The sequence below is a fragment of the Nodosilinea sp. E11 genome (genome assembly GCF_032813545.1).
In the GTDB taxonomy this organism is placed as follows: domain Bacteria; phylum Cyanobacteriota; class Cyanobacteriia; order Phormidesmidales; family Phormidesmidaceae; genus Nodosilinea.
The window spans coordinates 203,033-228,537 of sequence record NZ_CP136520.1 but is presented as its reverse complement, the minus strand read 5'-3'; the positions used below and the strand labels follow the sequence as shown (position 1 = coordinate 228,537).

The following is a 25,505-nucleotide window of genomic DNA, read 5'->3' as shown; positions in this document are numbered from 1 at the left end:
TGGAGAACCTAGAGAGCGGTTGAGTTCAAAGGCGGATCATCGCGGGCGTTGGCCCCCCACTGCGCCAGCCGGGTGATCACCTCTGGGGAGACTCCAGCTTGCTCGGCGGCGGCAGGCACGGCGAGGCCACCTTGGGTCAGCCGCAGAAAGGTTTGTAGTCGGTTCCACAAGTCCTGATTGGGAGTGATCAGTCCTCTGGATTCAGCCACCTGAAGCCCTCGGCGCACATCCCCTGGCCCTAATAGCGGATGGATGGGGGAAGTGGGGTTAACCACAACAGTGTGGTAATCGGGCTCGCCCGTACCGAAGGCGATGCGAAATTCGTAGAGGCGGCGATCTCCTCCAGCCGTCTCGGTAATCACCGTCAGCAGCGTGCCGCTGGCCCTGGGCAGATTCTCGAAGGACAGCCCTTGAATCCGTCTCAGATGAATCACCGAAGGCCGACCCGAGACACAACCTGAGTCCGCTGCGGTGGGGCAGAGCGGTTGATCAAAATCGAGGACTACTCGGGACGGATCATCGATCCACACCCGCACGATGCTTTCGTTCGTCGGGATAAAGCTCAGGTTGGTGCCATAGCCGGGCCATAGGTGAATGACTGGAGCCTGACTGCCGGTTAACCCTTGGGCATGGCTGGCAGAAACGGAATAGGCTGATTGGGCTTGGGCGGGGTGGGAGGAGATAGCCGATAGAGAAAGCGCCCCAGCTACAATCCAGGGAGTCCAACGTATTTTCATAGCACCACCGTTTGATTCACGTACAGTTCGACCTCAGTGCCGGTTGGCAAATACCAAACGACGGGACGATTCAAGATTTCATCCAGCGCTGCCTGATTCCGCGCTTCCATCTGCCCTGATAGCTGCTCAAACGCGCCTTCAAGAATTCCAGCCAGAAGGTTGGGCTCTCCGGTGTCTTGGGTGATCGCGCTGCCTCCAACAGAGGTGATAACCGAGGATGTTTTGGGCCGGTTCACTAACCCCGCCGCCCGAGATAACCCAGCCATAGCCGCCATCGTGGCATCCATGCGAGCGATATCCATGCCTGGGTCGTCGTACTTCTGAGCGATCAGAGGGGTGCCCTCCACCCCCCGCAGTTGAACGGTTCCAGCGGGCAGCGGGATCTCCTGACCCGCCTGAATGAACGAGACCACTGCTAGCTGCACCAGGCCGCTGTCCACCACCGATGCCACCTGTGCCACCAGCGACGTGTCTGCCGGTAAGCCGATCTCTCCGTCGGCAGTCAGCAAGGGTTCTGTTAGCTGCACCACGAACTGAGGGCTGTCTGTCTCTGCTGCCCAGATCAACGGCGTTTCCAGTACAGCGGGGGCTTGGGTGCCAGTCAGCAGCAGGGGCGATGTCGGGGGCAATGCCACCGGCTGGCCCTGGAGAATGGCCGATTCTTCGGCATGGTTGATGGCACGGGGTGAGGGTAGGGTGCTGACTTGAGCCACTGGCGCTGGAGCCTCCGTGACTAGCGGTGCAAAGGTTTCCTGCGGTAAGGGACTGCCCTGTCCGTAGCTCCCCAAATGGGACAGCGCTAGCCATCGTTCCGTTGGATCTACGACGGGTTGGGCCACCGGTTGGGAAACTACAGGACGGGCTGAAACAGCAGAGGATACGGGGGCTGGTCGAGGCGGCAGCGGTGCCGGGGCTGGTCGCGCCGCAACGGTGTGGGGCGGTCGTGACGGGGGTGGAGGAGCCGGAGAAAATTCAGGGGTTTCTCTGGCCGTTGGCGCTTCCGGTTGAGCCGTAGGCTCTTCATTGGCCAAGGCCTCCAGTTCAGCCTGCTGACGCCCCATCGCTAAATCGGTGAGCAGCTGGCCCCGGTCATCTGTAGCACTCAGCTCCTCTCCCTCAACCATGGGTTCTGGAAAATCGGCTTGCACCTCTTCAGCCAGTGGAGAGTCGTTTTTCATCACCCCGCTGGTGAAGACGGCTAAAACCCCGATCACCAGACCGGTTCCAGCCGCGACAACACCCAGCTTGGTAAAGGGGTTAGCCGCCAGAGATAGTTTGGGCTTGCGATCGCCTAAGGCCTGCCCGTCAATATCCTCAGCATCCAGAAGGGGTTCTGGCTCCAGGGTGGTGGCGGGTGCAACTGGATAGGCATCCTGTTCTTCGGTAGTGGCAGGTTCTGGTAGGTGGAGTCCAACCAGGTCGGCCATCTCTTGGTCGTCCCACAGATTGTTGGGTGTCGTCATCACAAGTCCTCCCGGTCAAGTTCACGGATGGCATAGATTTGCAGGCCAGTTTGGCGAATGCTGTAGATGGCCTGCTCCAAGGGGGTGTCGCCATCAGGCACGGCTGGCGCGGTGACGGCCTCGACAAACACCTCCCGGTTAAAAGGGATCGCCTGCCCCAGGGCGTTGGCGTCGTTAAAGACATACAGATGGGCCACCACCGCCACCTTCCAGCGGCCCTCTCCAACCACCTCGGGGCTGCCGACGTGGTTGATCACCATCACCACCTGACTCGTGCCAGTGAAGACCCCCGGTGGCGTCAGTTCGGCCACCCGCTTCAGAAAGTCCTGGCGGAAGTCTTCCGAAAAGGCAAAGCTGGCCTGCCAACTGGCGGTGGCAATATTGCGTCTGCCCCGTTCCACCTCAATCGGTAGACCGGGGTCGGCCCTGGGCTGACTGGCCTCTTCTGCCGTGGTGGCAGGCAGGCTACCGCTCCAGTTGAACATCAGCACCAGGGTGTCATTGACAAAGCGCCGGATTGTTTCTGGGGTACGCTCCCGAGAGCCCATAGTGCCGACTCGAATGGCCTGCCCGTCCTGCATTTGCACCAGGGTGGGGGCATCTTGGCGGCTGAGACGGCTCAAGGCACCGGCCTGAAGAAACAAGACCACCAGCATCACCAGCTGCAACCCCACACTGCCCAAGACAAACAGAGGCAGGTAGTTTGTGTTGCGTTTCTCAATCAACTGCACCATGGGATATGTCCTTTGTGAGTGAGGTCAGCGACGGACGCGATAAGCTCGACGTCTGGCCGAGTAGCCAGGGGCACGAGCAATGCCACCCATAGCCCCCGTCCCTGCTATCACCCCAGCAGTACTGGTGAGGGCTCCAAAGACCGTCATGCCACCGCCCGACGCCAGGGCCAACGAGAGAATGGGAGCCAGCAGGCCGAGGAAGAAAGGGGCAATCAGCGGGTGAGAATCCCCGGCATTCAACACCGCAAGGGAGACTAGGCCCGAGAGGATGTTGAAGCTGAGTTTGGCAATGGCCAAAGAGAAGAACCCCGTCAGCCAGGCGAACAGCGGTTTGGCCCCCACCGGCAGCAACGATCCGCCTACGGCCAGCGGCCCCAGGGTGGCGGTCAGCAACAGCGAGGCCTCAATTAGCCACTGAAAGGCGATGTGCAGCGCCATCAACAGACCTCGGGTTACGGTCTGAAAGCCCGAACCCATCAGCGCCCCCCCAAACCGCAGACCCGAATCGAGGGGATTGTCCCCGGCCTGAGCCGCCTCCAATGCACGGGACAGAGCATTGGGATTACCAGTTCTAGCCCGGTAGTCTTCGATAAACTCGCGGGCTTCAATCGCCGCTAGCTCAATGCAATTTGCCCGCTCTTCAGGGTTTTGCAGTTCATAGCACTGGTTGCGCCGTTGGATAATGGTCTGCTCCACGGAGCCTTCTAGAACAGCCGCCTGATAGGCCTCTTGCAGTCGGATATCAGCAGCGGTGTAGGACAAGACGTCCTGGTTGACCTGGTTGATGTAGTTGCGGATGTCCAGGGTGATGGCCGCTAGGCGATCGCCATTGTTAGAGAGCAGCACAATCACCAGCAGCGGCCAGATGAAGTCGGCATAGGCGCGACTGCTTTCCCCTTCCACCATCTGCCGCGTCCACTGAGTCATGAACAAGAGCAGGGTAGCCACGGCGAACAAGACCCCCACCCGAGCCAGGGCAAAGTAAAGGCCACCCTGAAGCACGCTCTCCCAGAGCTGGTTCCAGCTTTCAGCCACGGCTTCGGATGCGACAGCGCCGCCTTCAATGATGTCGGCGGTGTCGCGGGGCAATTGGGCAATGGGTGAGATGGGCCAATCCAGCAGCATGGGGTTCACATCCAAGTTGACGTCATGACTGACAGACGTCTAAAACAAACGGGCCTGGGCGCTAATTTGCAGGGTATCGAGGGCATTACCCAGCTCTTGCAGGCGACGGGCACGGGCCTCTTGATCCAGGTTTTGCGACATGTTGGCCAGGTTGAGGTTAGTCAACTGAGCGTCCTGGCGAGATTGCAGCAGTTCTGACTGCACCGCCCCTAGAATTTCTGACTGACGCGCATTTTGCTGGGCCATCTGCTTGATCGCCGCCTGGGTAGACACAGCGGTCTGGGCTGAGTCAGCGTGCTGCTGCACCTGGCCGATGGTGCCCTCAATCCAGGTGATTTTGTCGCGGGTGGCGGCTTGCCCGGTTTGGCCCAGCACTGCATCGACCTGGGCACGGGTGAGCTGCCGATCTACTTCATTGGCGGTTTCAATGCCCGCATAGATGCTGTCGGACTGGGCCAAATCGCCCTCCAGGATGGTCGCGAGTTCCGTCGAGATTTCAGAACGTACCCGATTGGGGTCAACCAGACCCAGATCTCCTAGGGCGTTTTGGATCACGCCATCTAAATCACCGGGCAGCGGGGTGAGCAGGCCAGAGATGGTTTGCTCGATATAGGTTTTGCTGGTCTCGAAGGCCTGGCGGAAGATACCGAAGATGTCAGTGAAGGTGGTATCGACTTGCGAGGCGGCGGTGGGTCTTACAGGTGCCACCAGCAGGGTAGTGGCCAAGATAGGGATGAGGGCAACGCGAAAGCGAGGGTTCATGAATGACCTCCAGTGGGTAGGGATTTGAAAGAAGACAGGGGAACTTCGGGATGGGGATTGCGCTCGGCAAACCAGCGCTCGGTGATCACTGAAAGGGGTTCACCCGACTGAATTGAGAGCACCAGCAGTCGGGCAAACTCCGCCAGGCCGGTGAAGGTATCGGGGGCGTGGCGCAGCACCAAGTCTCGGGTCGTCTGCTCATCGGGGTTGTTGGCCACCGCAGCGAGCTGGGCGAAGGCGGGATAGTAGCGGCAGTAGGTATAGAGGCCGTTGTTGTCGAGGAGCCACTGGCTGTAAATCCCCTCCCGCTTGGGAAAGAAGCTCTCGCTGGCGTTGCGGCTGATGACAGCCTTGGGATATTTGAGAATGCGCTCAAAGCTATCCACCGCCATGGGCTGAATACGACCAATCAGGCGAGTGGTTAGGTTTTGAAAGATCTTGGCGCTGGCAGGCGATTTATGCACCGTGTCAGGATCTTGAGCCGAGATGATCACCCGAATCCCGGCTTTGGCACCGTTGGCGCAAAGTCGGCCAATCAGGGCTCCAATTTCGTCAAACTCAAACAGGATGGGGGCCTCATCGATGAAGAAGATAGAGGCTGGGGCTTCTAGGGCACGCCGCAGGGCAGCGGCATAAGCCGAGAGGGCCAGCACAGCGGCATCTTCTTCGTTGGATAGATTCCGCAGAGCAAAAACCAGCAATTGCGCATCGGTGGGAAAGCTGGAGGGAGCAGAAATCGCTCGGCCCACCCGACTGGAGAGCCAGAACCTGAGCCGTAGATCGATCATGTCCAGAGCCTTCGCGATATTGCCGCCCACCTGGTTCAGATCCAGCTGTTCGGGTGTGCAGAAGTCGAGAAAGTCAGCCAGGGTGGGCATCTGTGCCCAGGCGGTTGAACCCAAGCGGCCTTCCATCGCCTCCAGGTAGCGTCGCTGAATTGAGGCATCGGCAAAGAAGGCGTTGAGGGCCAGCACCAGAATTGAGCGAATAGTCTGGGTCATCACCGAGCTATTAGCCCCCGAGCCCACAATCATGGTCAGCAGCGCCGACTCCAGAAACGACTGAAAGTCGTCGAGGCGTTCTTTGCGCTCGTCACCGGGCAGGTGACGGAGATCTGGCAGCTCGAACAGGTTGTTGGACTCGCGGGAGATGTCGAAGTACGCCCCACCTACCAGCTGGGTGTAATCGGTGAAGGTCGAGGAGCCATCGGGTTTGGGGAAATCGAGCGCGACTACTGGGAAGCGATGGGCCAGCGCCTGGGTGAGGATGCCAGAGACCAAGACTGATTTCCCGGCTCGGGTGGTGGCAAACAGGCCTAGGTTCTGGTGCTGGTTGAACAAATCCAGGTGGATGGGTTGGCCCCCTTCCTCGGCGATTAGTTCAAAGCCACTCCTATCACAGGGCTGGGTTACCACCAGCGGCATCAGGCCCGGTGCTTCGCCCGTGAGGTAGAGCTGCCGTCGCCCAAAAGGAGTCGCCATCAGCGCTTCCCACACAATCGGCAGGGTTTGGAGCCACACTTTCCAGGCGTAGTCTTGCTCGCGCTCTACCCAGGCCGGGCGGCGAAAGCAGCTTTGGATATAGCGACAGGCTTCGTCCAGCTGCTCCAGAGTGGGGCGATGCACCAGAAATACAACGGCGGTATGGATCGGCAGAGCCCCCTCAAAGAGTTCTTCTTGAGCCTCAATGGAGCGTTTCATCTTCAGCTCAGCGGCCACATCCACTGAGTGGCTATCTTCAGCCAAAGTAGCCGTCAGGTTCGACTGCTTCAGCATCCGCTGCACGGTGGTTTTTACCAGGGTTTCGTTGGCCCGCGTCAGCTGGCAGAAGATTTCGGTATCAGCGACCGTCTCGCGGGAGAGGATCTCCCACAGGTAGCGAAGCTGGGCTGATTCACTGGCCCAGCCTCCTGGTTTTTCCAAGAAGGTGAGGGGGGCTGCATACTGGCCTTTAACCTTGACCCAGGTTTTCCCGGCGGTGGGTACCCCGGCCCGAGTTAGTAGCGTGGTGCTGTGAATGTCCGAGTTGACCTGCTCGTGTAGGCCGTCCTGATCCAGGATGATCAGCTGGGGGATGTCGATGGGGTCACTGGCGTTAAAGCGGCTCCAGAGCAGCGCCCACAGATCCGATTCACCCAAGGGTTTGACCGAGAGCCCCATCTTGGTTGAGAGCACCTGCTCCCAGAGCAAAAAACCGTCGGTAAAGGCCTTGGTGATCACTGTTTGCAGGCGCTGGTTTTTGGCCTGGCGCAGCTCTCCCGTGAACGACTTCCACAGGGTTTCGCCTCTGCTGATCACCTTCTCGATGATGTCCTGGGCTCCTTCGGCACCGCTCTGGACGGTGTAGGTGACGTACAGCCGCAGAAACTTGGGTTTGCGCAAGCCCTGCTGGGTGAGTTGCTGAACTCGGGCACGTTCAGCGGTGAGCAAGAACTTGAGGGCAGCGCTGGGGGCACCGCTAGATAATCGAGCTAGATCGTGCTGTCGATCGCAGTCCGCCGAAAACGACCCCAGATGAATCGTTAGCCGCTCACCGTTGGGTAAATCCTTCAGCCCTGATTCCAGTTGGTCAAAGACGATCTCCACCTGTTCATCGGTCAGGGTGTTGTGGATGCCCCGGCAGTCAAAGCCAAACACAAAGCAGAGGTGCTCGCGGTTCTTGCCCTTCGCGAGGACGTAGGCTCCAACCTGCCGCCCCCGCAGCTCGATTCGCACCATGGCGGCGAGGTGCAGCGCATCTTCAAAGGGCGTCAACGTGCTGACGAACTGGCTGCCGAGCTTGAGTCGGTGTTTGCCGATGGTCTGTTTCATCGTGGGTAAACCTTAGATATCGGGCGTAGCCGCGACTCCAGGTGGGAGTCGGCACAAATTTTGCGGTGAACTTCCAGCTCTGCCCCCCGGTGAGAATCCACCAGGTAGACATGCCCCAGGCGGCAATGAAACCTATCGAAGTCCAGCTGAGGCTGAACCCTCGACCCAACAGATAGGAGGCCCCCGTAATGCAGAACCAGGGAATGATCTGGTCTGCCGGAATCGGGCCTAACCGGGGTTGCGCCCCCAGAATGGAGTTGACGGGACGAAATTGAGATGTCATAAGCCGCTAGCAGTGCTGAAAGAACGGTGTAGAGCTGCACCCTCGATCTGAATGGCCGCACAGCGACAACTAGCCGGTGATTAGCGTCGTCAGCACATCGCCAGCGGTGACGGCAATGATGATGATCAGCGGCGTGCGGGCAATAGTTTGCCAATCCTCGTCATTGCGAGCACTGTTGATTACTCGCACGAGAGAGATGCCGACGTAGAGCAAAAACAGGCCCCGCAGCACGTTAAACACCAGGGGAATGGCGTCGCCCGCAGCGGTGCCAAAGTTGGTGGTCATCCAGGTTTCAGCTCCGCCAAAGAACTGGGCCTGGGCGGGATAGGCCAGTAGAGTGATTAGCCAGAGCAGCCCTAAACCCAGGAGCCGCCCGGTCTTTCGTCTAAAGCCCTGGGTCTTAAATGCCCGCCTGGATAGGGAACGGGAAGGTATTATGTCTCGCCTCCAGGCAAGGCCTGTCAACCCTGCCACGGCAAGCACCGTGAGTAAGGCAGTGCCGTGGAAGAGGACATCTAGCGTAAGGCCCAGGAACGCTACGACAAATAGCGACGGGGTTGGAAGCGGACTCATCCGACCTACCAGTCGTTCCATCAACGGAAAAACGTAGAGAGTTTTCATGGCTCAAATGAATTGAGTCTGACTGATGATTGAAGTCTCCTGAAATCAGTCAGATGACATGACTCGCGTGCTCACCAATGAGTGAAGTATTCAACTCGAATTGCGTAAAGATTTGATCAATATAGCAATATTTTTCAGCGGTGGGGAAATGAGAAACTAAATTGTGGATTCAGGCTCAGACAGCTCAAAGCTATGTCTAAAGCCTATACAAGACAGCCAATATCGGGTCTGATTCTGTAATCTTGCGTGATGTTAATCAAGCTATTGAGCAATCTATGTAGACTTTTAAAAGTGGAGATGCTTTTTATACTGAAGTCATGCATTGCCACTATCAATCGAAAATTTACTGTCAATTATAAATACGATTAGCTGCACGCAAGAACTCTATGGTTGCAATCGAAATTGATCTATAAAAAACTTCCAAAAGCGATGTAAGTTTATCTTCTTCGGTTCCCTTATGCCGCAGATATTCTCAGCCCAATAGTCAGGCTTCAACTAACAAAATGACACAACAACTGATTTATAGACACAAAGTCAAGTGTATTGACGTCAATACGTCTTGATGCCTCTAAATTTACAGTCTTAAAGGCGGCAGGGGTTTGGGTAAGGCGAGCCTTGTAGAGGTGATCAGGAGCTGGGCGTTATACGAGGAGTGAAACACAGCTATGAAGACGGTAAGTTGTTTGTCGCTCTCTGGGGGGCAAGGGAAAACGTCGGTCTCGCTGCTACTGGGGCAGCTCCTGGCGAGCCGGGGCCAGAAGGTGCTGATGGTGGATGCCGATCCGCAAGCGAATTTGACCTTTTATTTGGGCCATGACGTTCAAGCGAGTGAGCCCACCCTGCTAGAGGTGCTGAAGGGCCAAGTGGAAACAGCCGATGGGATCTATCCGCTGGCGACGGCGAATCTGTTTTTGATTCCAGCCGATGAGGGGCTGCACAAGGCCCAGGAATACTTGGCCACCATCGGGATGGGAGCCTTGGCTTTGCACCATGCCCTGGAGGCCGTGGAGGATGTGTTTGACGTTTGCATTATCGACTCGCCGCCCCAGCGCACCCAGATTTGTTTGTCGGTGATGGGGGCCTCGGACTGGGTGCTGATTCCCGCAGAAGCATCGACTAAGGGCGTGAATTCACTATTGCGCAGCCTAGAACTGCTGGAGGAAATGGGGCGAATCCGGGCGTTTAAGGGCCAGGTGCTGGGGGTGCTACCGTTTCGCGATAAATGGTTTGGTAGGTCTCAGGCAACAGATAGCCGAGAGGCCATAACCGCCATGCAGCAGGTGGCGGGCTCAATCCCGGTGCTGCCGTCAATTGTGGAGAGTGAGCGCTACAAGCAGGCGATTCGGCAGGGGCGGCGGCTAGCAGAGATTGGTTATGGGGAGCTGGAATTTCCGCTGCACAGGTTGATTGAGGCGTTAGAACAGGGGCAAGGGAATGGCTGAGGATGCGCTGGAACGGTTGATGCAGCGGCAGCGCCCGAGTGTGCCACCCCGTGCCGATGGGTTGGGGGCAGAGTTACCTGTGAAGTCTCCTCAACAAGTGACGGTGGGGGGCAATGGGTCGGGATATAGTGACTCTAGCGAGTCTACGGGTGTTGACGTCAGTATGTCTGTTAGCCAAGATGATGAGGCGGAGTTACCGCAGCTAGTGCGGACGACGACCCGGTTAGAAGAAGAGATTGATAAGGCCCTGCGCCACCTCTGTATGGATGAGAAGATCACCAAGGAGGTGTGGTTTGAGGCGGCGTACCTTTACTTGGCGGAGCACCCCAAGGCGATGCAGGTGGTGAATGGGGTGGCGAAAGAGCGCTACCAGCGGCGAAAGCGGGCGGCGGATTTGAGGAAGTTGGAGACGATGCAGAAGCGATTGAGGGGGTAGTGATATAAACTCTCAAAGTTTTATTAATATCAGTAACAAGATATGCCGCCGATATCAATTGGGTATGTGATTAAAGTTTTCTAACTTCAGACTATGACATCTCCTCTTGAAAGATTATAGACTTTATGTCTGCTCCCCTTGATTTCCGAGCTAATTAAGCTGAGACATTATGAGTTCAAGTTTTTCAGCAGGGCCTCAAGCACTTGGTTATCTCTACCAAGTCCGCTATGCATTAGACCTCATTCTAGAAAATCGAGAGGAATTACAGGTTTCTATTGAAAGCCTTGATGACGTCACGTTTGAGGAACAAGGAAGTCCCATTGAACTCTTACAACTAAAGCATCATACTAATCCAGCATCGCTTACTGACAGAAGCAGTGATCTTTGGAAGACTATTCGAGTATGGAGTAGTTTTGTGAAAGATGGCTCAGTCAATTCTGACACGCTACTGACCCTCGTTACTACAGGCGTAGCCCCTGACAACTCAGTCTCATTTCTTTTAAAGCCTGGACTTCACAGGAATCCCAAACTTGCTACACAGCAGTTGAGGAATATTGCGCAAACCTCTGATAGCCAAAGTCTTGCCAAAGCATTTGACGCCTTCAATGAACTGACACCAGCTCAACAAGAGCAATTGGTAAACGCAATTCATATTATTGACAACTCTTCTAATATTATTAATGTTGTTTTGAACATAAAAAATAGAATAAAACTTTCTGTAAGACGAGATCATTTAGATAGCTTGTATGAGAGGTTAGAGGGCTGGTGGTTTAGCAAAATAATCAACCATCTTAACGGCGCGTCTACTGTCCCAGTTTCTGGATTTGAAGTCAGTGACAAAATTCGAGACATTGCAGAGCAGTTTAAGCCTGAAGCATTGCCAATAGATTATTTTAATGCTGAACCGTCTAATCCACCTGATGCTGACGCAGACACTAGGCGCTTTGTTATACAACTGAAAGCTATATCGATCAATAACAAGCGCATAGAGAAAGCAATACTAGACTATTACCGAGCATTTGAGCAAAGATCAAGATGGGCTCGTGAGGAGCTGTTATTTGGTGATGAAATCGAACACTATGAGAAGAAGTTAGTTGATGAATGGGATCGATATCGCTTAATGCTCCAAGATGAATTAATTATTGAAGACGAAAACGAGACAATGCACCAACAATTTGGGCGTCAACTATATAATTGGATGGATCAGAAAGCAGATATTCGAATACGCCCACAAGTTTCTGAAGAATATGTTATGCGTGGAAGCTACCACATCCTGGCAGATCAGATGTCACCAACTATATGTTGGCATCCGAAATTTGTTGAAAGGCTTACCCAATTATTGCCGGTTTCATAGGAACCTCATTATGCTTCCATGGGAAAGAAGACCTATTGAGATAGCTAATCTATTCAATCCTGCATTTTGCTCTTTGCTAATTCAATATAGCATTAGGGGCTTTGAGAGAGAAAGTGGACGTGGTATGCCGTACACGTTAGCATTTCTTGTTCTTCCAATTACTTTGCATATTCAAACACGTCAAACTTTACCCACTACCACACGCACTAAGCTCCATGTATGGTTGAGAGAAAATCCCGAGGTTCGCATTGATTTCGTGAATCGCGTGAGAAATTTAACTCCTTATACTAAGGAAGCCATATTATTTGGGTGTCAGACCCAGATAATATCTTTTCAAGAGGATGGAACAGTTACCTGGATACGACGTTCTTTGAGCAGCAACACAGATAGTCCAGAAATAGAATCTCTCATTAGAACTGCTGAGTTTTTAGGCCAATGGATGGCCAAAATCCAAGATCCAGCATCTTTTTTCACCATGTGGGGAGTTCGTCCATAAAATGCAGATAAGATCGATTATTCTTTATAATTCATTGGGTGAAAAAAGAATCCTAAACTTTGAAATAGGCAAAGTAAATATAATTACTGGGAAATCAAGAACCGGTAAATCAGCTATTATTGATATTGTAGACTATTGCCTTGGGAGATCTACTTTTCTAATTCCAGAGGGAATTATACGAGATACAGTATCTTGGTATGCAGTTCTTCTACAGTTCCCTCGTAGTCAGCTATTTATCGCTAAACCCAGTCCTCCAGGGTATAATACAACACAAAGTCAAGCCTATTATGAAATTAGTGAAGCAATTGAAATCCCTGAAGTAGCTGATTTAGAGCCTAATACTAATGACGAAACTCTTAAAGGCTTTCTTTCAGATCTAATTGGAATTTCTGCGAATCAAAACACTCCAGATCCAGGACAGTCTAGAGATGCTCTAAGAGTGGACATTAGACACTCAACTTTTTATCTTTTTCAGGATCAAAACCAGATAGCTAATAGACGGCTTTTATTTCACAGGCAACAAGAACAGTTTATTCCACAAGCTATTAAGGATTCTCTACCGTATTTCTTGGGAATCACCCAGGAAAATCAACTTATCTTAGAGCAAGAGTTACGAGTTGCCCGTCGAGAGCTTAGAATTGCACAGCGCAGATTAGAAGAGGCTTTGTCTATTGCCAACGAACAAACTGATGTTGGCCGAAGACTTTTAGTAGAGGCTCAACAAATTGGTTTAATCTCAGTAGAGGCTGAAACTGAAAACACTGAGCAAATTCTCTTATTACTAAGACAGTCTCTTGACTGGGAACCTACTAATTTGCCTGCGATAGTCGATGATCGTTTTCCAGGCCTCCAACTGGAAAGGGATGGGTTATATACAAATTTAAAGCGGAAGCAAGAGAAAATTGATGCCGCAGAATCTTTTGTAAAAGAGGCAGAGGGTTATTCAAATGAAGCCAACCAACAGCTAATAAGATTGGAATCAATCAATTTATTTAGACATGATAATAATGGTACTAATCGTCTTTGCCCCTTATGCAACTCAGAACTCTCACAGCCTGTAACTTCTGCATTAGAAATACAAAATTCATTAGAGGATTTAAGAAATAGTGTTCATATAGTAGAAGGAAAACAGCCTAAATTGAGAGAGTATATACAACAGCTTAAGGAAGAACGACTAGAAATTCGTCAACAGATAGGTGAAGTCGAGATTGCTATACAAGCAATTTTAGAAGAAGAAGAAGCAACTCAAAGAATGCGTGACTTAAATGTTCGAATTGCTCGTGTTTTAGGTCGCATAAGTCTCTATCTGGAATCTGTTAGCTTTGCTGACGAGACTTCAGAGTTGCGCACAAATGTTGATATAGCTCGCAGAAGGGTTGAAGATTTTGAGTCGCAGATCGATCCTGTTGAAGAAGATGAAATCATGTCATCGATCTTAAATAGAATTGGCCAGCAAATGACTAACTGGGCCAACTATTTAGAACTTGAACACTGTGGGGCACCTTATCGTCTTGACTTAAAGAAATTAACTGTGATTGTAGATAGACCAGAAAGACCAATACCAATGGAGCGTATGGGTAGCGGTGAGAATTGGCTGGGATGTCATCTGATCGCCCACTTAGCTTTACACAAGCATTTTATAGAGAAACAAAGACCAGTTCCTCGTTTTTTGATACTTGATCAACCATCGCAAGTCTATTTCCCTTCGAGAGATATGTATTTAGCCTTGGAGAATATTACGGTTGAAGAAACCTTGAGTTCTAATGCTGATATTGTTGCTGTTGAAAGGATGTTTAGCCTTTTGCATGAATTCTGCGAGGAGTTTTTTCCTGAATTTCAAATTATTGTTCTTGAACATGCAAACCTGAGCAATGAGAAGTTTCAGGAGGCGCTTGTTGAAGAGCCATGGACAGATGGCAGAGCACTAATATCTGAAAATTTGGTAGTCGGTTAGCTGAAAACTGAACAGGATATTTTTAGTGGTTTTCAATTGTTGCTCAACTCGGTTCGGAAAATTGAACGAATTATAAGTGTGGCACCGTTTTCTATTTACAAGTTGCTGCGTTTTTTCTAATTGAATTCGGGTGAAAGCAGTGCATTTATCCCATAACGCTAAAATCAAACCAGAACTTTTGCTTTTCTACCTCCACTATGCAAATCGTCCTTCCCCCTGAATTAGAGCAACTCATCCAACGCCAACTCGCTGCTGGCAAATACCAATCTGCCCTAGACGTCATCACAGCAGGCATCCACCTGCTCGACCAGCAAGACGATATCTATCAAGGGCGACTCCCCGAACTCCAGCAAGATGCCCAGGTCGGCTGGGATGCAGCCCAACGTGGCGAACTCGTTGAAGGCTCTTCCGCCATGGCCCAAATTAGAGAAAATCTGCGGTCTCGCCACGCTTCCGCCGAATAATGGCCCCTCAGTTTTACCTAACCCAGCCTGCCATTCAAGACATTGAGGCCATTGCAGACTACATCGCTAGCCAGACTGGGCTTCAGCAGGCCGAGCGCTTTCTCTCAAAGCTCGATGCCAAATTCGCCAGAATCACCCAATTCCCTAATCTAGGGCGGCCACGCGACAAAATCCTCCCAGAGCTACGCAGCATCTCAATGGAGAGCTACCTCATTCTCGGCATTGCTTAACGCAAGTATGATTTGCCCCCTCAGAATTGGGGGATTTAGGGGGCCATGCGGGGTGCCCTGGTTGTAGCCTTTTAACTCAAGGGCTAGGTCAACTTCTTCACCTCTGTAGATGTTGTTGACCTCGTACCCATCGTGCTTGTTGCCCAAGACATCGTATGAGAAAGTCTCCCAGCGGGTCATGATTTTAGCCATTACTTCTCTTTGCTCTTGCTAACACTAATGGCTTGCTGCAGTTCTCGAAGTAGGACAAGTACTGTTCGGTCCTCACTTGATAAAAAGGCTTGGTCACTCAAAGCCTTCACTGACTTATCTACGGTAGGTACTAAATGGTCGGGAAATTCGATCTGCATGTGATCTCTCCTACTTGAGCAGTGGTCATTGCATCATTGAAAGCGCGTTGTCTCGCATCCTGATGCTCTTTTGTGCAGCCGTCTACTACGTTCAGCCTATAACCTAACTCTTCTAATTCTTCTTTGAGATTAGTGAACTCAGGCTCTGTGCACTCGGTGGTCATCAAGAAGATTGCTTTAAGGCTGCACGCGCCGTGTTGGCCTACGTGCTCGTAGCTTAGGCGGCGTTGCTGAATGGCAGTATGAATTTGCGCAATCCGGAAGGAGTTTTCAAAGATTTGAGCCGTCGCTTCATACCCTGAATCAGCAACGCCTCATTCTCTATACCGCAACCGAATCTAGAGTAGACATCTTGCGAGTCGTCAGTGGCTACCGCGATCTAACGAGTTTGTTCACAGACAACGACGAGGAGTAATCGATTTTCGGTAGACATGGTAGACGCCCGGTAGACAGAGTGTCTACCGGGCAAAAGCCTTTATCCACAATCTCTTCAGCCATTTCGGTAGACGGTAGACACTTTCCTAGCAATTCCCCATTGGCAAACCCTGTCTACTTGTCTACCGTTTCGCTACAACCCTTAGTCATCAACACTTTCAGCGGTAGACACCCCGTCTACCGTTTCCTCAAATCTGTCTACCGCGTCTACCGTTGCCCGCCACCGCAGCCGATTCCCCATCCCCTGAGTTTCCCCATACCCCATCGCCTCCAGCTCCAAAAAATGAGCGCGAATCACCTCCACCTCCGCCTTCCGTAAACTGCGCTCATAATTCCGTACATCCTTCGCTCGCAGCCAGCCCCGCACCCGCGATAGCTGAATTAGCTTCGTATAGACCGGCTCCAGCGCCCCATCAACCGTATTGCCGTCCGCATAGAGCAGCTTCACCTGGCCAATGAACCAACGCCCCAGCTTAATCGCTGCCTGCATCTGGCCCGCATCCACCGCATTATTCGGCAAATGCCCCTCCACCGCTGCATTCAGGCAGTGAAGAATCAGCGCCAGCCGCCCCGTATAGCCCTGCATCTTGGAATAGACTGCCTGCAAGCCTGGGTGCGTCTCCGTCACCCGCAGCTGATCCAGCTGGTCATACCAATCCGCAAATAATGCCTTGGCCTCAGGGCTCAGCCGGTAGCACTGAGCCGTTAACCCCTCCAACTGCTGGTAGAGGCCATAGAGCCGCTCCGATACGTCATGGCACACCGTCCGCCGGGGAAACGGCGCAGGTTTCAGCGGCAGCAAACACCACAAAAATCTGGCCCACTGGCCACTGGCATCCGAGCAATCCCCCATCATCTCCCGCAGAATATCGGGCTGAATCGTCCCCGTTAGGCTCAGACTGGTGCGCGGCAGGCTAATGCGCAGGCCACTAGCTCGATCTACCTTCAGCCCTGAGCCATCAAAGGCCGTCAGCAGCGACTCCTTATCATTGCCCCGGCCATTGCGATACTGGTTCTGTCCCTTGAACAGACCTGCCAATTCATCCGGCGTCACCAAAATGCCCCGCTCCGGCTGTTGGGCTTGGATTCGGGCGATCGCCTCCCGTGTCGCATCCGAGGTGTGGTATTCCCGTGGCATCGGCTTCCTCGGGCGAATGCCCCTATCCTCTGCCCTAGTTTGCTCCCAATCCCGCAGATCAACCTCATATTCCGAGGCGGCATACTCATACTCCTGATCCGCCTCCGCCTGAAGCAGCGAGAGCGGCCCCAAAATCTGCCTCTGAATCGGGCTCTTCTTGCTGCCCGAGGGGGCCACCAATCCCGTGAATACAATTGGCGGCACTGAGAACCCCATCCCGGCGTCAATCTCCAGCTCCGTACCGACCCGCAGCAATGACGCCGCTACCGGCAGTAGCGTCACCAGCATTGCCGCTGGCGTCGCCCCAATCCAGTCAGCGATCTGCTCTAAGGGTTCCGCCAGGTCAGCGTGGAGATACTCTCCTAGACACAGCTGGTAGTCGCCAATTTTGAGCAGCTGGTGAATTTCAGCTCGGCGATCGTCCCGCTCTTCGGTTTGCTCCAGCTCCGCCTGCACCAGAGTGACCAGGTTGCCGATATCCCTAGCCGATAGCCCCGTCTCCTGGTGCCACTGCACCACCTGCGCCGCCAGGGCCAGTTTAGTGGGGCTTGTGACCAGGTAGGTGCGAATCTGGTCTTGCAAGGCTTGCACAGACAGTCGCTCGGGGCCTTGAGTAGAGCTGACCTCCAGCTGCCGCCGGTCTTGCACCGCCGCCCGAATTTGCTCTGCTGTGGCCCCATCGTGAATCCAATCCACCACATCCAGTCCGCCATGCTTCGGCAAGTTCTGCCAGCGCAGACTATCCGGGTAGGGATAGCACCACTGGGCCGAGGGGAAGTCCTGGGCAACTTCCTCCATATGGGCAATGCCGACCTGGTCGCGATCTGGGCACAGCACCAGTTGGGCCGCCTGCAAATCCTGACGGTAATCACCATAGCTGCGGTACTTCTTCGAGCCACCCAGAGTAGTTGTCGCGGGAATGCCGATCGCCCACAGGGCATCAGCGCAGCCTTCCCCCTCCACCATCCAGATGGGTTGACCGATGGATACGGCATTCTGGACATTCTGGTAGCGGTAGATCGGCACCTGGGCTCTAATCTCAGGGGTCAACCCTTTGACCCACTGCTGCCCATTCCAGTGGTACTGGACAAAAAACTTCGCGCCGTTGCCCCGATCTACCCGCGTCACCTTTACCAGGGGCTGCCCAGCTCGGCTCGGATAAAAGTAATCCTGACGCTGCTGGGGTCGAACCGGCTTCTCGGGTGAGGCGGTGGCTGCAAAGTATTGCCCCCACATGCCATCGGCTGTCGCACCTCGGTAAACGTAGCCGTCTACCGCGCCATCCTGGTCTACGTGGGTGTGGCAGAACACCACCTCCCCATTCCAGCGGCAGTCCTGGTCTTTAGTGCGTCCACAAATAGGACAGGGGCGCGATCGCCCCGAGTAAATGTACTGTGCCATGGTTAGCTCCTGAATTTAGGAGCCAGGCCACCACAATCAACCGGCTGCTTTAACCGTTAACTGTGCCCAGGGTAGACATTTCCGATGTCTTTGCTATAGTTGAAGACACCACTTCTAGCCGCAGATTAATGCCCTGGGCGGTTCGGCGAAAACCACATCAGGATGTTGATTGGCCTGGCTCAGAAAATAAACAAAGAAAGTCTGACACCCTTACTGCGTTGTAGTTAGGGTGTTTTTTCATAGGCCTCAAGAATGAGATGCTAAGCCTAGCTCTTCATCACATACTTGATGGACTATCGAGATATCAAGGCAGCTTGATGTCCCTGAGGTTATCGACGATTAGATCGCTGAGGAACTTTTCGCTGGTTACTCAACAAACTGGCCTGATAAATCTCAATGGCCCGTTGGTGGGCCACTGGGTCATGGCGGTTTTGGAGCCAATCTTTGATGAGCTCCAAGTTGTAGCGGGTACAGCGGCTATTAATGCGAACCCAGTGAATGCCCTCGATTAACAGGCCCTGCAATCTGTATTTTTTTAAGGTAGTGCTGCTGAGATTGAGGTACTGTAACGCTTCCTGCTTGCTGACAAACTGATTCATGGGTTGCCCCTCCTTTATAACGTTGAGGCCAGATCTCCCGAGGAGACAGGCCGAGCTTGGCCGCGATCACTTTTTCAACCCTGCGAGACCGTTGCCTTGTCAGGGCGTGGGAGATGGCAGAAGGCCCTACACCGAGTTCCTTAGCAATACCGGCCAACGTCCAGCCTTGCTTACGAAGAGCTGCCTTAATGTCCTCTACGTGCATAAGATCAACAAAGCTCCATCAATTTGTATATCGATGAAGCTAACAATTAATAACGCGCATGTCAAGCGCTATAATTTGCAATACTAAATCTCTGGACTTGCGATGAATAACACGCCTTCTAATGAGGGGCAGGCGGTACTGACCGACTCAAACGATTTCCCCCAACGCTTAAAACAGGCCGTTGGAGAGAATAGCATTCGAGGATTTGCACGAAGCTGTGGTTTCTCTGACACAGTTTTGCGACAATACCTCAACGGCCAAAGCGAACCTACCCGACCTGCACTGCTCGCCATAGCACGCACGGCAAACGTCAGCGTAGAATGGCTGGCTGGTGGTCAGCCCGGTCACAACAGCTTGGGAGACGGAGAATCCAAAGAGTATATCTATAAGGATCCGCTAGCTTTCCAGACGGACTGGCTAAAGTCTGAGTTCCCAAAGTCTTATGACCACTTACTCCTCACCCAAGTTCAGGACGAAAGCATGGAGCCTACCCTGGTTCTCGGAGACCTAGTCCTAGTAGATACTCGTGTTAGGGAGTTAGCGGCTATCGACCATGGCCTTTTCCTGTTTAAGCTAAATGAGCGAATTTTGATTAAGCGCTTGCAATACATCCCCGAAAATAACTTCCGGGTGCTAAGTGATAACCCTGCCTACGAAGCTTTTTCCTTAGACCTGTCTAGCAAAGCTAATGGCCTAAGCATCATGGGCAGGGTAGTTTGGGCTGGACACAAGCTATAACGTTAGCGCTTTAAAATTCCACCATCACAGCAGATTTCTGAATGACGGAGGCATAATGTTTGAACAAAATTTGAGGATCGTGACCTGTTTGCTCTGCTACCGCTAGAGGATTTGCGCCATTAGCCAGAGTATGGCTGATGGCAGTATGGCGGGTAGAGTAAGGCTTCCGGTAGGTAATTTCGAGCCGGGTCAAGATTTTGGTCCAGGCTCGGCGACGGAAGGTATGGTCGTTGAGGAGCTTTCCCTTCGGCGATGGAAAAACTGATGCTTCAGGATCTACGTTGGTAGGTTTTCTAGCAGATAGCATTTCTGCCACCGTGGGGGTAAGGGTTATCGTCCGATCTTTCCCCGTTTTGGTGGTCTTACGGACTCCTCTAGAAACAGATTCGCCAATCCATACCGTTGAGTAGTCATCGGCAATATGCTTCCATTTTAGGGCTACAGCTTCCCCAAAACGACAGCCTGTACCGAATAGGAACGTCACGAAGTCGGCGTAGTGCTGGTAGTAACGATCCGTTCTAAACGCCGCCAAGATAGCTTGGACCTCAGCCAATGTAAAAGGCTTAACCTTCTGTTTAGGGGCTGGTTTCACTCTCTCTAGAACGGATGCCCAGGGGTTTTGTCCGAGTGTCTGCTCAGCCCAGTTCCAACAGGACTTAACTAGGGTTAAGTAGTCTTTGGCCGTTCGTTCGACCACTCGCTTTCGCAAGTACTCGGCAAAAGCGGCGGCACTGCCCTCATCCACATTGTCTGCTGGCTTAGTTGAGAAAAATGCGTCTAAATGTCGCTGCGTAGCTCCATAGCGGCACAGACTGCCCACCTGCAAGTCTTTGGCTTTGGTCTGAACCGCTGTGAATTTCTCAAATAGCCCAGTCACGGTGGTTGCTTCGCGCTTTCTAGCGGCAGCTTTGGGTGGCTTGTACTTTTTGAGGGTCTCATCGAAGTTGCCGGAGGCAATATCCAGTTCGATCTGAGTCGCCTTCTGCTGGGCCACGATGCGATTAACTCGGGAATCAGGCAAGCCAACGGCTATGTAGTGGCGTGTGCCTCCATAGGTAAAGCGTAATCTCAGCCTACCTTTATCGCTTTCTACCTTGACAAGGCTTCTATCTAGGTCGCGGCTCAGCGTCGGGCGTGCCGCTACGGGGGGTTGCATAGTAGTCATCTTCCTACCAATTTCCTACCACTCAGACGTCCAAAAGCGTCCAAAAGTAGCCAACCTCACCCCCCCTATTGACAATATGTTAGGGTCATCAAAAGGTTGATGCGTCGGCTACAAGGCGCTTCCGCAGTAGGTTTTAGAAGAATCGGGATGGCGGGATTCGAACCCACGGCCCCTTCGTCCCGAACGAAGTGCGCTACCAAGCTGCGCTACATCCCGTTTTTACTCAAATAGCGTAGCACGGCAGCCCCCACCATTGACAAACTTAGAATCGCCTCAGGATGATTCGTTCATCTTTCAAGACTGCTCAGCAAAATCAGGCAGTTGGATAAATTGTCCGTAGGGGCGCTGCTCTGGCCGTGTCACCGCCTGAGTAAGCGGGTAAACTCAGAGAAAATCTGCTCTTTTGCCCTGACATTTGGATTCTGCTATGGCAGCACCCTCTGGCCCCATTCCAGCGACCCCGAAACCGATTAAGTTTGGCACCGATGGCTGGCGCGGCATCATCGCCGCCGACTTTACCTTTGAGCGGGTGGCTCAGGTGGCAGCAGTGTCGGCCCATGTCTTGCACCACTGTTTTGGGGCTACAACCGGCAGCCGCACCATCGCGGTCGGCTACGATCGCCGCTTTCTAGCCGCCGAATTTGCCCGCACGGCTGCCGAGGCCATTACGGCCCAGGGCTTTGACGTACTCCTCTCCCAAGACTACGCCCCCACTCCGGCCTTTAGCTACGCTGCCAAGCATCAAAATCTGTTGGGTGCGATCGTGATTACGGCCAGCCACAACCCGCCGGCCTACTCGGGGCTCAAGATCAAAGGAGCTTTTGGCGGGTCGGTGTCGCCCGAGGTGACCCAGCAGGTAGAGGCTCTGCTGCCCACTCCCCCGACTCCCCTAGGTGAAAAGGGCAAGCTTGAAACCTTTGACCCCTGGCCCGACTACTGCACAGCGCTCCAGGCCCAGGTGGATGTGGCGGCGATTCAGAGTGCGATCTCCAGCGGCAAGCTGACGGTGTTTGCCGATGTCATGTACGGTTCTGCCAGCGGTGGGCTGCCAAGGCTACTAGGCGAAGGTAGCATTCATGAGTTGCACAGCGAGGCTGATCCACTGTTTGGCGGCAATCCGCCTGAGCCGCTGCCCAAGTATCTGGGCGAAATGCTGGAGACCGTGGAGGAGTATCCCACGCAGCAGGGAGTGAAGGTGGGGTTGGTCTTTGATGGCGACAGCGATCGCATTGCCGCTGTCGATGGCAACGGCACCTTCCTTAGCTCTCAAATTCTCATTCCCATTCTGATTGACCACCTCAAGTCGCGGCGGGGCTACAGCGGTGAAATCGTCAAAACCATCAGCGGCTCAAACCTGATTCCGGCGGTGGCCAAGCTGAACGGGCTAGAGCTATACCAAACCCCCGTGGGCTACAAGTACATTGCCGATCGCATGCAAGACGCCAAAGTACTGCTGGGCGGCGAAGAGTCGGGCGGCATTGGCTACGGCCACCATATTCCCGAGCGCGATGCCCTGATGTCGGCCCTCTATGTATTAGAGGCCGTCGTGGCGTCAGGGCTTGACCTCAGCGACTACTACCGCAGCCTGCAAGAAAAAACTGGCTACTTCTCTGAGTACGATCGCATTGACCTGCCCCTGGCCAGCATGGAAGTGCAGGCCAAACTACTAGACACCCTGGCCACTGCCCCACCCACCGAAGTCGCGGGCAAAGCCGTCACCCACATTCTCGACATCGACGGCTACAAACTCACCCTCGCCGACGACAGCTGGCTGCTGATCCGCTTTAGCGGCACCGAGCCAGTCCTGCGCCTCTACAGCGAAGCTAAGACCTTAGAGGAAGTGCACAAGCATCTGCACTGGGCGAAGGATTGGGCAAACTCGTTTGGGTAGGGGGGACGGGGCCTTGGTGCTGGGTTTCAGGTCCTAGGTTTCAGGTACTAGGTTTTGCCCTAAACCTTAAACCCTAAACCTGACACCCGGCACCCGACACCTTAAACCCTATGTAACAACACCTCAAAAAACATTAAGACACTGCATCGCTGTTCGTGCAATCCTTAACACTGGAATGCTAGAAGCGATTTTGCAGTCTTAAACATAGCTATGGAACAGCAGAAAACAGTCATTGTTACCGGGGCGTCCTCTGGGGTAGGGCTAAACGCCGCCAAGGCCCTAGCCGATCGCGGTTGGCATGTAGTCATGGCCTGCCGCAATATCGACAAAACCAAGCAGGTCGCGCAAGAAATTGGGATGCCGAGCGATCGCTACAGCATCATTCACCTCGATTTGGGCTCTCTGGCCAGCGTGCGCCAGTTTGTCAGCGATTTTCGGGCCACGGGGCGTAGTTTAGAATCGCTGGTGTGCAACGCGGCGGTCTACTACCCCCTGCTCAAAGAGCCGATGTACAGTGACGACGGCTACGAGATCAGCGTCGCCACCAACCACCTGGGCCATTTCCTGCTGTGCAATCTGCTGCTCGATGATATCAAGGCATCCCCCGCTGCCGACAAGCGCCTGATCATCCTCGGCACTGTAACCGCCAACCCCAAAGAGCTAGGCGGCAAGATTCCCATCCCTGCACCGCCCGACCTAGGCAACTTAGAAGGCTTCGAAGCTGGGTTCAAAGCCCCAATTTCGATGATCAACAACAAGAAATTCAAGTCGGGCAAAGCCTACAAAGACAGCAAACTCTGCAACGTGCTGACCATGCGCGAGCTGCACCGCCGCTACCACGATGAAACCGGCATTACCTTTAGCTCGCTGTATCCCGGCTGTGTGGCTGATACGCCTTTGTTCCGCAACCACTTCAAGGCGTTCCAGACGATCTTCCCCTGGTTCCAAAAGAATGTGACCGGCGGCTATGTCACCCAAAAGCTTGCCGGGGAGCGGGTGGCCGATGTGGTCACCGACGCTGAACTCAAAGAGTCGGGCATGTACTGGAGCTGGGGCAACCGCCAAAAGCCCGGTCGTCGCTCTTTCGCCCAGGAGGTCTCGAATGAAGCCCAGGACGACGCTAAGGCTCGCAAACTGTGGGATCTCAGCGCCCGCCTAGTGGAGCTTGATGACGAGACGGCCCGCAACGTGCCCGCTACCGCAGGCTCAGTCTAATAGCCTGGCACTCACGCTGTTTAGTTTGACTCAAGACCATCTTTTGACCTCTGGTCCCTATGGGGCCAGAGGGTTTTTGTTTCAACGGTTCAACTCATACCAGCCTGTTTAAACTTTTAGATTCTACCGAATGGCCGATACGGTGCCTTTTGTCAAGTTGGTAGTCTAAACCCGTACGCCTATGCCGCTGAAGACGATGAGACCGATGATGTTGAAACTTGCAGGGGGGCTTGGTCTATTGGTGGGCGCACTCGTGTGGCCCAGCTCTAGTCAGGCCCAAGGATTTTGTTACATGGTTGACTCTGCAGGGCAGGTGATCAACCTAGACGATCTCTGCGACAGCGGTGGAGCCTCTAATACGGTGCCCCAAGGTGTTTCTCCGGGAGGTGCGGGTACTCCTACCGCGCCCCAAGGCAATGTCGCCCCGACGCGGACAATCGTAACGCCAGCTGCGCCTACCTCTACCCCCGGTGCAACGGGTTTACCCCCTGGGGCAACAGCTCCAGCAGAAACAACGGCACCGATTGGGACGACCTCACCTACAGATACAACAGCTCCCACTGGGGCAACATCAGCTCCCACCGGAACCGTTGTGCCGGGTCGAGCAACGGTTGTACCCGGCATTCCAGTTCCCCAAATTGGGTCGCCGCAGATACCGGTGCCCCAGCGGCCCGTGGTTCAGCCCCCTAGCCGTCAGCCTTTCCCGTCAGGCGCGATCGCAGATCCGGCTAGCCAGTCACCTGAGGTGCAACAGCCAAGCCAATAGTCGCCTCTGACCAGCAGGAAAATGGCCATTCTGGTGGCTAAGCAAGCTATTGGCGGGGCGAAAATGACGGCTTTGTCCTAACCTGAGTAGCTATAGCTATGCTGCGGTTGTTTGCTATAGCTTTTATCGTCAGACCCCTGCGATCGTTAAGAGCGATCGCAGGGAATTTTTATGAACCTGAACCTATATGCCACCCAATTTAAGACTGAGGGCCAGCAGCCCCCCTAGAGAAATCAAGCCCAGGCCACGGCGAAAATAGTTAACCCCTTCAAATAGTTCTTGCCAAGCCCAGGTAAACAACGCGCCAAACGCCACCAATTTTAAACCTAGGTGAATATTGCCCGAAGGAAGCAAGAATTGTAGAAATGTAGTGATTAAGCCCACTAAAACGGGTAAATTTGGCGCTTGAGCAATCACAATATCTCCTTTGTTGTCGCGAAAGACGAGATCGAAAAGAGAGGTGTTCTGTGTTTCAAGCTGTTGGCGATCGCGATCTAGTTGAGACGACATTTGTTTAGTCCAAAAATACGGCTGGAAGATTTATAGTAGTGTCGTCGCTCCCAGACCTGCCTATATCAAGCGTCAGATAAAGCCAGCTTCCTCAGCGTTTTTTAGACACCTTCTAGATAGACAAAACCTAACCCCCCCATCCATAACCTATCGATAGGATGACTTGACACACCTTAACTAG

Annotated in this window: 24 protein-coding genes and 1 tRNA gene; 11 read left to right on the top strand and 14 right to left on the bottom strand. The window is 53.4% G+C overall.

Going from position 1 to position 25,505, the window contains the following annotated elements; genetic code table 11:
• Positions 1-8: 8 nt before the first annotated feature.
• From RRF56_RS03625 to RRF56_RS03590, 8 genes are all read right to left on the bottom strand, one after another.
• Positions 9-737 carry a hypothetical protein gene (locus RRF56_RS03625; protein WP_317036264.1) on the bottom strand — a complete coding sequence of 243 codons (729 nt, stop codon included), beginning with the start codon at positions 735-737 and terminating at the stop codon, positions 9-11.
• A complete protein-coding gene (locus RRF56_RS03620) occupies positions 734-2,200 on the bottom strand; it encodes a TrbI/VirB10 family protein (RefSeq protein ID WP_317036263.1) in 1,467 nt (488 codons plus the stop codon). The genes RRF56_RS03625 and RRF56_RS03620 overlap by 4 nt, the downstream gene beginning before the upstream one ends.
• Positions 2,200-2,934 carry a hypothetical protein gene (locus tag RRF56_RS03615; RefSeq protein WP_317036262.1) on the bottom strand — a complete coding sequence of 245 codons (735 nt, stop codon included), beginning with the start codon at positions 2,932-2,934 and terminating at the stop codon, positions 2,200-2,202. Before RRF56_RS03615 ends, RRF56_RS03620 begins: the two co-directional genes overlap by 1 nt.
• 24 nt (positions 2,935-2,958) lie before the next feature.
• Positions 2,959-4,059: a hypothetical protein gene (locus tag RRF56_RS03610; protein ID WP_317036261.1), complete on the bottom strand. Its 1,101-nt coding sequence runs from the start codon at positions 4,057-4,059 to the stop codon at positions 2,959-2,961.
• Between the two features lie 39 nt (positions 4,060-4,098).
• Positions 4,099-4,821: a hypothetical protein gene (locus tag RRF56_RS03605; protein ID WP_317036260.1), complete on the bottom strand. Its 723-nt coding sequence runs from the start codon at positions 4,819-4,821 to the stop codon at positions 4,099-4,101.
• Positions 4,818-7,631: a hypothetical protein gene (locus RRF56_RS03600; protein ID WP_317036259.1), complete on the bottom strand. Its 2,814-nt coding sequence runs from the start codon at positions 7,629-7,631 to the stop codon at positions 4,818-4,820. The genes RRF56_RS03605 and RRF56_RS03600 overlap by 4 nt, the downstream gene beginning before the upstream one ends.
• On the bottom strand, positions 7,561-7,914 hold the full coding sequence (locus RRF56_RS03595) for a hypothetical protein (protein WP_317036258.1): 354 nt from the start codon (positions 7,912-7,914) through the stop codon (positions 7,561-7,563). The genes RRF56_RS03600 and RRF56_RS03595 overlap by 71 nt, the downstream gene beginning before the upstream one ends.
• A gap of 69 nt (positions 7,915-7,983) precedes the next feature.
• Entirely contained in the window at positions 7,984-8,535 is a 552-nt protein-coding gene (locus RRF56_RS03590) for a hypothetical protein (RefSeq protein WP_317036257.1), read from the bottom strand.
• Positions 8,536-9,200: 665 nt separating this feature from the next.
• On the opposite strand from RRF56_RS03590, the gene RRF56_RS03585 reads away from it, so the two are divergent.
• From RRF56_RS03585 to RRF56_RS03560, 7 genes are all read left to right on the top strand, one after another.
• Positions 9,201-9,977: a ParA family protein gene (locus tag RRF56_RS03585; protein WP_317036256.1), complete on the top strand. Its 777-nt coding sequence runs from the start codon at positions 9,201-9,203 to the stop codon at positions 9,975-9,977.
• Positions 9,970-10,413, top strand: coding sequence for a hypothetical protein (locus RRF56_RS03580; RefSeq protein WP_317036255.1), 444 nt, complete (start codon positions 9,970-9,972; stop codon positions 10,411-10,413). Before RRF56_RS03585 ends, RRF56_RS03580 begins: the two co-directional genes overlap by 8 nt.
• Before the next feature lie 169 nt (positions 10,414-10,582).
• A complete protein-coding gene (locus tag RRF56_RS03575) occupies positions 10,583-11,767 on the top strand; it encodes an ABC-three component system protein (RefSeq protein ID WP_317036254.1) in 1,185 nt (394 codons plus the stop codon).
• Complete coding sequence (locus RRF56_RS26345; RefSeq protein WP_410510529.1) at positions 11,661-12,263, top strand: three component ABC system middle component; 603 nt, start codon at positions 11,661-11,663, stop codon at positions 12,261-12,263. Before RRF56_RS03575 ends, RRF56_RS26345 begins: the two co-directional genes overlap by 107 nt.
• A 1-nt stretch (position 12,264) precedes the next feature.
• Positions 12,265-14,217, top strand: a complete 1,953-nt coding sequence (locus tag RRF56_RS03570; RefSeq protein WP_317036253.1) for a DUF3732 domain-containing protein — start codon at positions 12,265-12,267, stop codon at positions 14,215-14,217.
• 197 nt (positions 14,218-14,414) lie between these two features.
• Positions 14,415-14,681 carry a type II toxin-antitoxin system ParD family antitoxin gene (locus tag RRF56_RS03565; protein WP_317036252.1) on the top strand — a complete coding sequence of 89 codons (267 nt, stop codon included), beginning with the start codon at positions 14,415-14,417 and terminating at the stop codon, positions 14,679-14,681.
• Entirely contained in the window at positions 14,681-14,911 is a 231-nt protein-coding gene (locus RRF56_RS03560) for a type II toxin-antitoxin system RelE/ParE family toxin (protein ID WP_317036251.1), read from the top strand. Before RRF56_RS03565 ends, RRF56_RS03560 begins: the two co-directional genes overlap by 1 nt.
• Positions 14,912-15,838: 927 nt before the next feature.
• Here RRF56_RS03560 and RRF56_RS03555 read toward each other — a convergent pair.
• The 3 genes from RRF56_RS03555 to RRF56_RS26340 all read right to left on the bottom strand — a co-directional run bounded on the left by RRF56_RS03555 (position 15,839) and on the right by RRF56_RS26340 (position 19,039).
• Positions 15,839-18,235, bottom strand: a complete 2,397-nt coding sequence (locus RRF56_RS03555; RefSeq protein WP_317036250.1) for a DUF3987 domain-containing protein — start codon at positions 18,233-18,235, stop codon at positions 15,839-15,841.
• A gap of 329 nt (positions 18,236-18,564) precedes the next feature.
• Positions 18,565-18,834 carry a hypothetical protein gene (locus tag RRF56_RS03550; protein WP_317036249.1) on the bottom strand — a complete coding sequence of 90 codons (270 nt, stop codon included), beginning with the start codon at positions 18,832-18,834 and terminating at the stop codon, positions 18,565-18,567.
• Positions 18,716-19,039 carry a helix-turn-helix domain-containing protein gene (locus RRF56_RS26340; protein ID WP_072015953.1) on the bottom strand — a complete coding sequence of 108 codons (324 nt, stop codon included), beginning with the start codon at positions 19,037-19,039 and terminating at the stop codon, positions 18,716-18,718. The genes RRF56_RS03550 and RRF56_RS26340 overlap by 119 nt, the downstream gene beginning before the upstream one ends.
• Positions 19,040-19,141: 102 nt before the next feature.
• Between RRF56_RS26340 and RRF56_RS03545 the strand changes: the two genes are divergently transcribed.
• Positions 19,142-19,777, top strand: a complete 636-nt coding sequence (locus RRF56_RS03545) for a LexA family transcriptional regulator (RefSeq protein ID WP_317036248.1) — start codon at positions 19,142-19,144, stop codon at positions 19,775-19,777.
• Positions 19,778-19,787: 10 nt separating this feature from the next.
• Here RRF56_RS03545 and RRF56_RS03540 read toward each other — a convergent pair whose 3' ends face one another.
• Together RRF56_RS03540 and RRF56_RS03535 are read right to left on the bottom strand one after the other, a co-directional pair.
• Positions 19,788-20,933 carry a tyrosine-type recombinase/integrase gene (locus RRF56_RS03540; RefSeq protein ID WP_317036247.1) on the bottom strand — a complete coding sequence of 382 codons (1,146 nt, stop codon included), beginning with the start codon at positions 20,931-20,933 and terminating at the stop codon, positions 19,788-19,790.
• Positions 20,934-21,084: 151 nt separating this feature from the next.
• Positions 21,085-21,158 (bottom strand) — tRNA-Pro (locus tag RRF56_RS03535).
• A gap of 211 nt (positions 21,159-21,369) precedes the next feature.
• Between RRF56_RS03535 and RRF56_RS03530 the strand changes: the two genes are divergently transcribed.
• The 3 genes from RRF56_RS03530 to RRF56_RS03520 all read left to right on the top strand — a co-directional run bounded on the left by RRF56_RS03530 (position 21,370) and on the right by RRF56_RS03520 (position 24,814).
• Positions 21,370-22,833: a phosphoglucomutase/phosphomannomutase family protein gene (locus tag RRF56_RS03530; protein ID WP_317036246.1), complete on the top strand. Its 1,464-nt coding sequence runs from the start codon at positions 21,370-21,372 to the stop codon at positions 22,831-22,833.
• Between the two features lie 210 nt (positions 22,834-23,043).
• Positions 23,044-24,048, top strand: coding sequence for a protochlorophyllide reductase (locus RRF56_RS03525; protein ID WP_317036245.1), 1,005 nt, complete (start codon positions 23,044-23,046; stop codon positions 24,046-24,048).
• Positions 24,049-24,340: 292 nt separating this feature from the next.
• The gene (locus tag RRF56_RS03520; protein WP_317036244.1) at positions 24,341-24,814 is read left to right on the top strand and encodes a hypothetical protein; all 474 of its coding nucleotides are present in this window, start codon (positions 24,341-24,343) and stop codon (positions 24,812-24,814) included.
• A 183-nt stretch (positions 24,815-24,997) separates the two neighbouring features.
• Here the strand turns inward: RRF56_RS03520 and RRF56_RS03515 are convergent, their stop codons facing one another.
• The gene (locus tag RRF56_RS03515) at positions 24,998-25,324 is read right to left on the bottom strand and encodes a hypothetical protein (protein WP_317036243.1); all 327 of its coding nucleotides are present in this window, start codon (positions 25,322-25,324) and stop codon (positions 24,998-25,000) included.
• Between the last annotated feature and the right edge of the window lie 181 nt (positions 25,325-25,505).

What these genes read in the sequence shown, in the direction of transcription:
- RRF56_RS03545 (WP_317036248.1), top strand. Translation starts at nt 19,142, where the DNA reads ATGAATAACACGCCTTCTAATGAGGGGCAGGCGGTACTGACCGACTCA.
- RRF56_RS03600 (WP_317036259.1), bottom strand. Translation starts at nt 7,631, where the DNA reads ATGAAACAGACCATCGGCAAACACCGACTCAAGCTCGGCAGCCAGTTC.
- RRF56_RS03565 (WP_317036252.1), top strand. Translation starts at nt 14,415, where the DNA reads ATGCAAATCGTCCTTCCCCCTGAATTAGAGCAACTCATCCAACGCCAA.
- RRF56_RS03555 (WP_317036250.1), bottom strand. Translation starts at nt 18,235, where the DNA reads ATGGCACAGTACATTTACTCGGGGCGATCGCGCCCCTGTCCTATTTGT.
- RRF56_RS03520 (WP_317036244.1), top strand. Translation starts at nt 24,341, where the DNA reads ATGGTTGACTCTGCAGGGCAGGTGATCAACCTAGACGATCTCTGCGAC.
- RRF56_RS26340 (WP_072015953.1), bottom strand. Translation starts at nt 19,039, where the DNA reads ATGCACGTAGAGGACATTAAGGCAGCTCTTCGTAAGCAAGGCTGGACG.
- RRF56_RS03610 (WP_317036261.1), bottom strand. Translation starts at nt 4,059, where the DNA reads ATGCTGCTGGATTGGCCCATCTCACCCATTGCCCAATTGCCCCGCGAC.
- RRF56_RS03530 (WP_317036246.1), top strand. Translation starts at nt 21,370, where the DNA reads ATGGCAGCACCCTCTGGCCCCATTCCAGCGACCCCGAAACCGATTAAG.
- RRF56_RS03605 (WP_317036260.1), bottom strand. Translation starts at nt 4,821, where the DNA reads ATGAACCCTCGCTTTCGCGTTGCCCTCATCCCTATCTTGGCCACTACC.
- RRF56_RS03585 (WP_317036256.1), top strand. Translation starts at nt 9,201, where the DNA reads ATGAAGACGGTAAGTTGTTTGTCGCTCTCTGGGGGGCAAGGGAAAACG.
- RRF56_RS03590 (WP_317036257.1), bottom strand. Translation starts at nt 8,535, where the DNA reads ATGAAAACTCTCTACGTTTTTCCGTTGATGGAACGACTGGTAGGTCGG.
- RRF56_RS03525 (WP_317036245.1), top strand. Translation starts at nt 23,044, where the DNA reads ATGGAACAGCAGAAAACAGTCATTGTTACCGGGGCGTCCTCTGGGGTA.
- RRF56_RS03540 (WP_317036247.1), bottom strand. Translation starts at nt 20,933, where the DNA reads ATGCAACCCCCCGTAGCGGCACGCCCGACGCTGAGCCGCGACCTAGAT.
- RRF56_RS03575 (WP_317036254.1), top strand. Translation starts at nt 10,583, where the DNA reads ATGAGTTCAAGTTTTTCAGCAGGGCCTCAAGCACTTGGTTATCTCTAC.
- RRF56_RS03560 (WP_317036251.1), top strand. Translation starts at nt 14,681, where the DNA reads ATGGCCCCTCAGTTTTACCTAACCCAGCCTGCCATTCAAGACATTGAG.
- RRF56_RS03515 (WP_317036243.1), bottom strand. Translation starts at nt 25,324, where the DNA reads ATGTCGTCTCAACTAGATCGCGATCGCCAACAGCTTGAAACACAGAAC.
- RRF56_RS03620 (WP_317036263.1), bottom strand. Translation starts at nt 2,200, where the DNA reads ATGACGACACCCAACAATCTGTGGGACGACCAAGAGATGGCCGACCTG.
- RRF56_RS26345 (WP_410510529.1), top strand. Translation starts at nt 11,661, where the DNA reads ATGTTATGCGTGGAAGCTACCACATCCTGGCAGATCAGATGTCACCAA.
- RRF56_RS03615 (WP_317036262.1), bottom strand. Translation starts at nt 2,934, where the DNA reads ATGGTGCAGTTGATTGAGAAACGCAACACAAACTACCTGCCTCTGTTT.
- RRF56_RS03580 (WP_317036255.1), top strand. Translation starts at nt 9,970, where the DNA reads ATGGCTGAGGATGCGCTGGAACGGTTGATGCAGCGGCAGCGCCCGAGT.
- RRF56_RS03625 (WP_317036264.1), bottom strand. Translation starts at nt 737, where the DNA reads ATGAAAATACGTTGGACTCCCTGGATTGTAGCTGGGGCGCTTTCTCTA.
- RRF56_RS03550 (WP_317036249.1), bottom strand. Translation starts at nt 18,834, where the DNA reads ATGAATCAGTTTGTCAGCAAGCAGGAAGCGTTACAGTACCTCAATCTC.
- RRF56_RS03570 (WP_317036253.1), top strand. Translation starts at nt 12,265, where the DNA reads ATGCAGATAAGATCGATTATTCTTTATAATTCATTGGGTGAAAAAAGA.
- RRF56_RS03595 (WP_317036258.1), bottom strand. Translation starts at nt 7,914, where the DNA reads ATGACATCTCAATTTCGTCCCGTCAACTCCATTCTGGGGGCGCAACCC.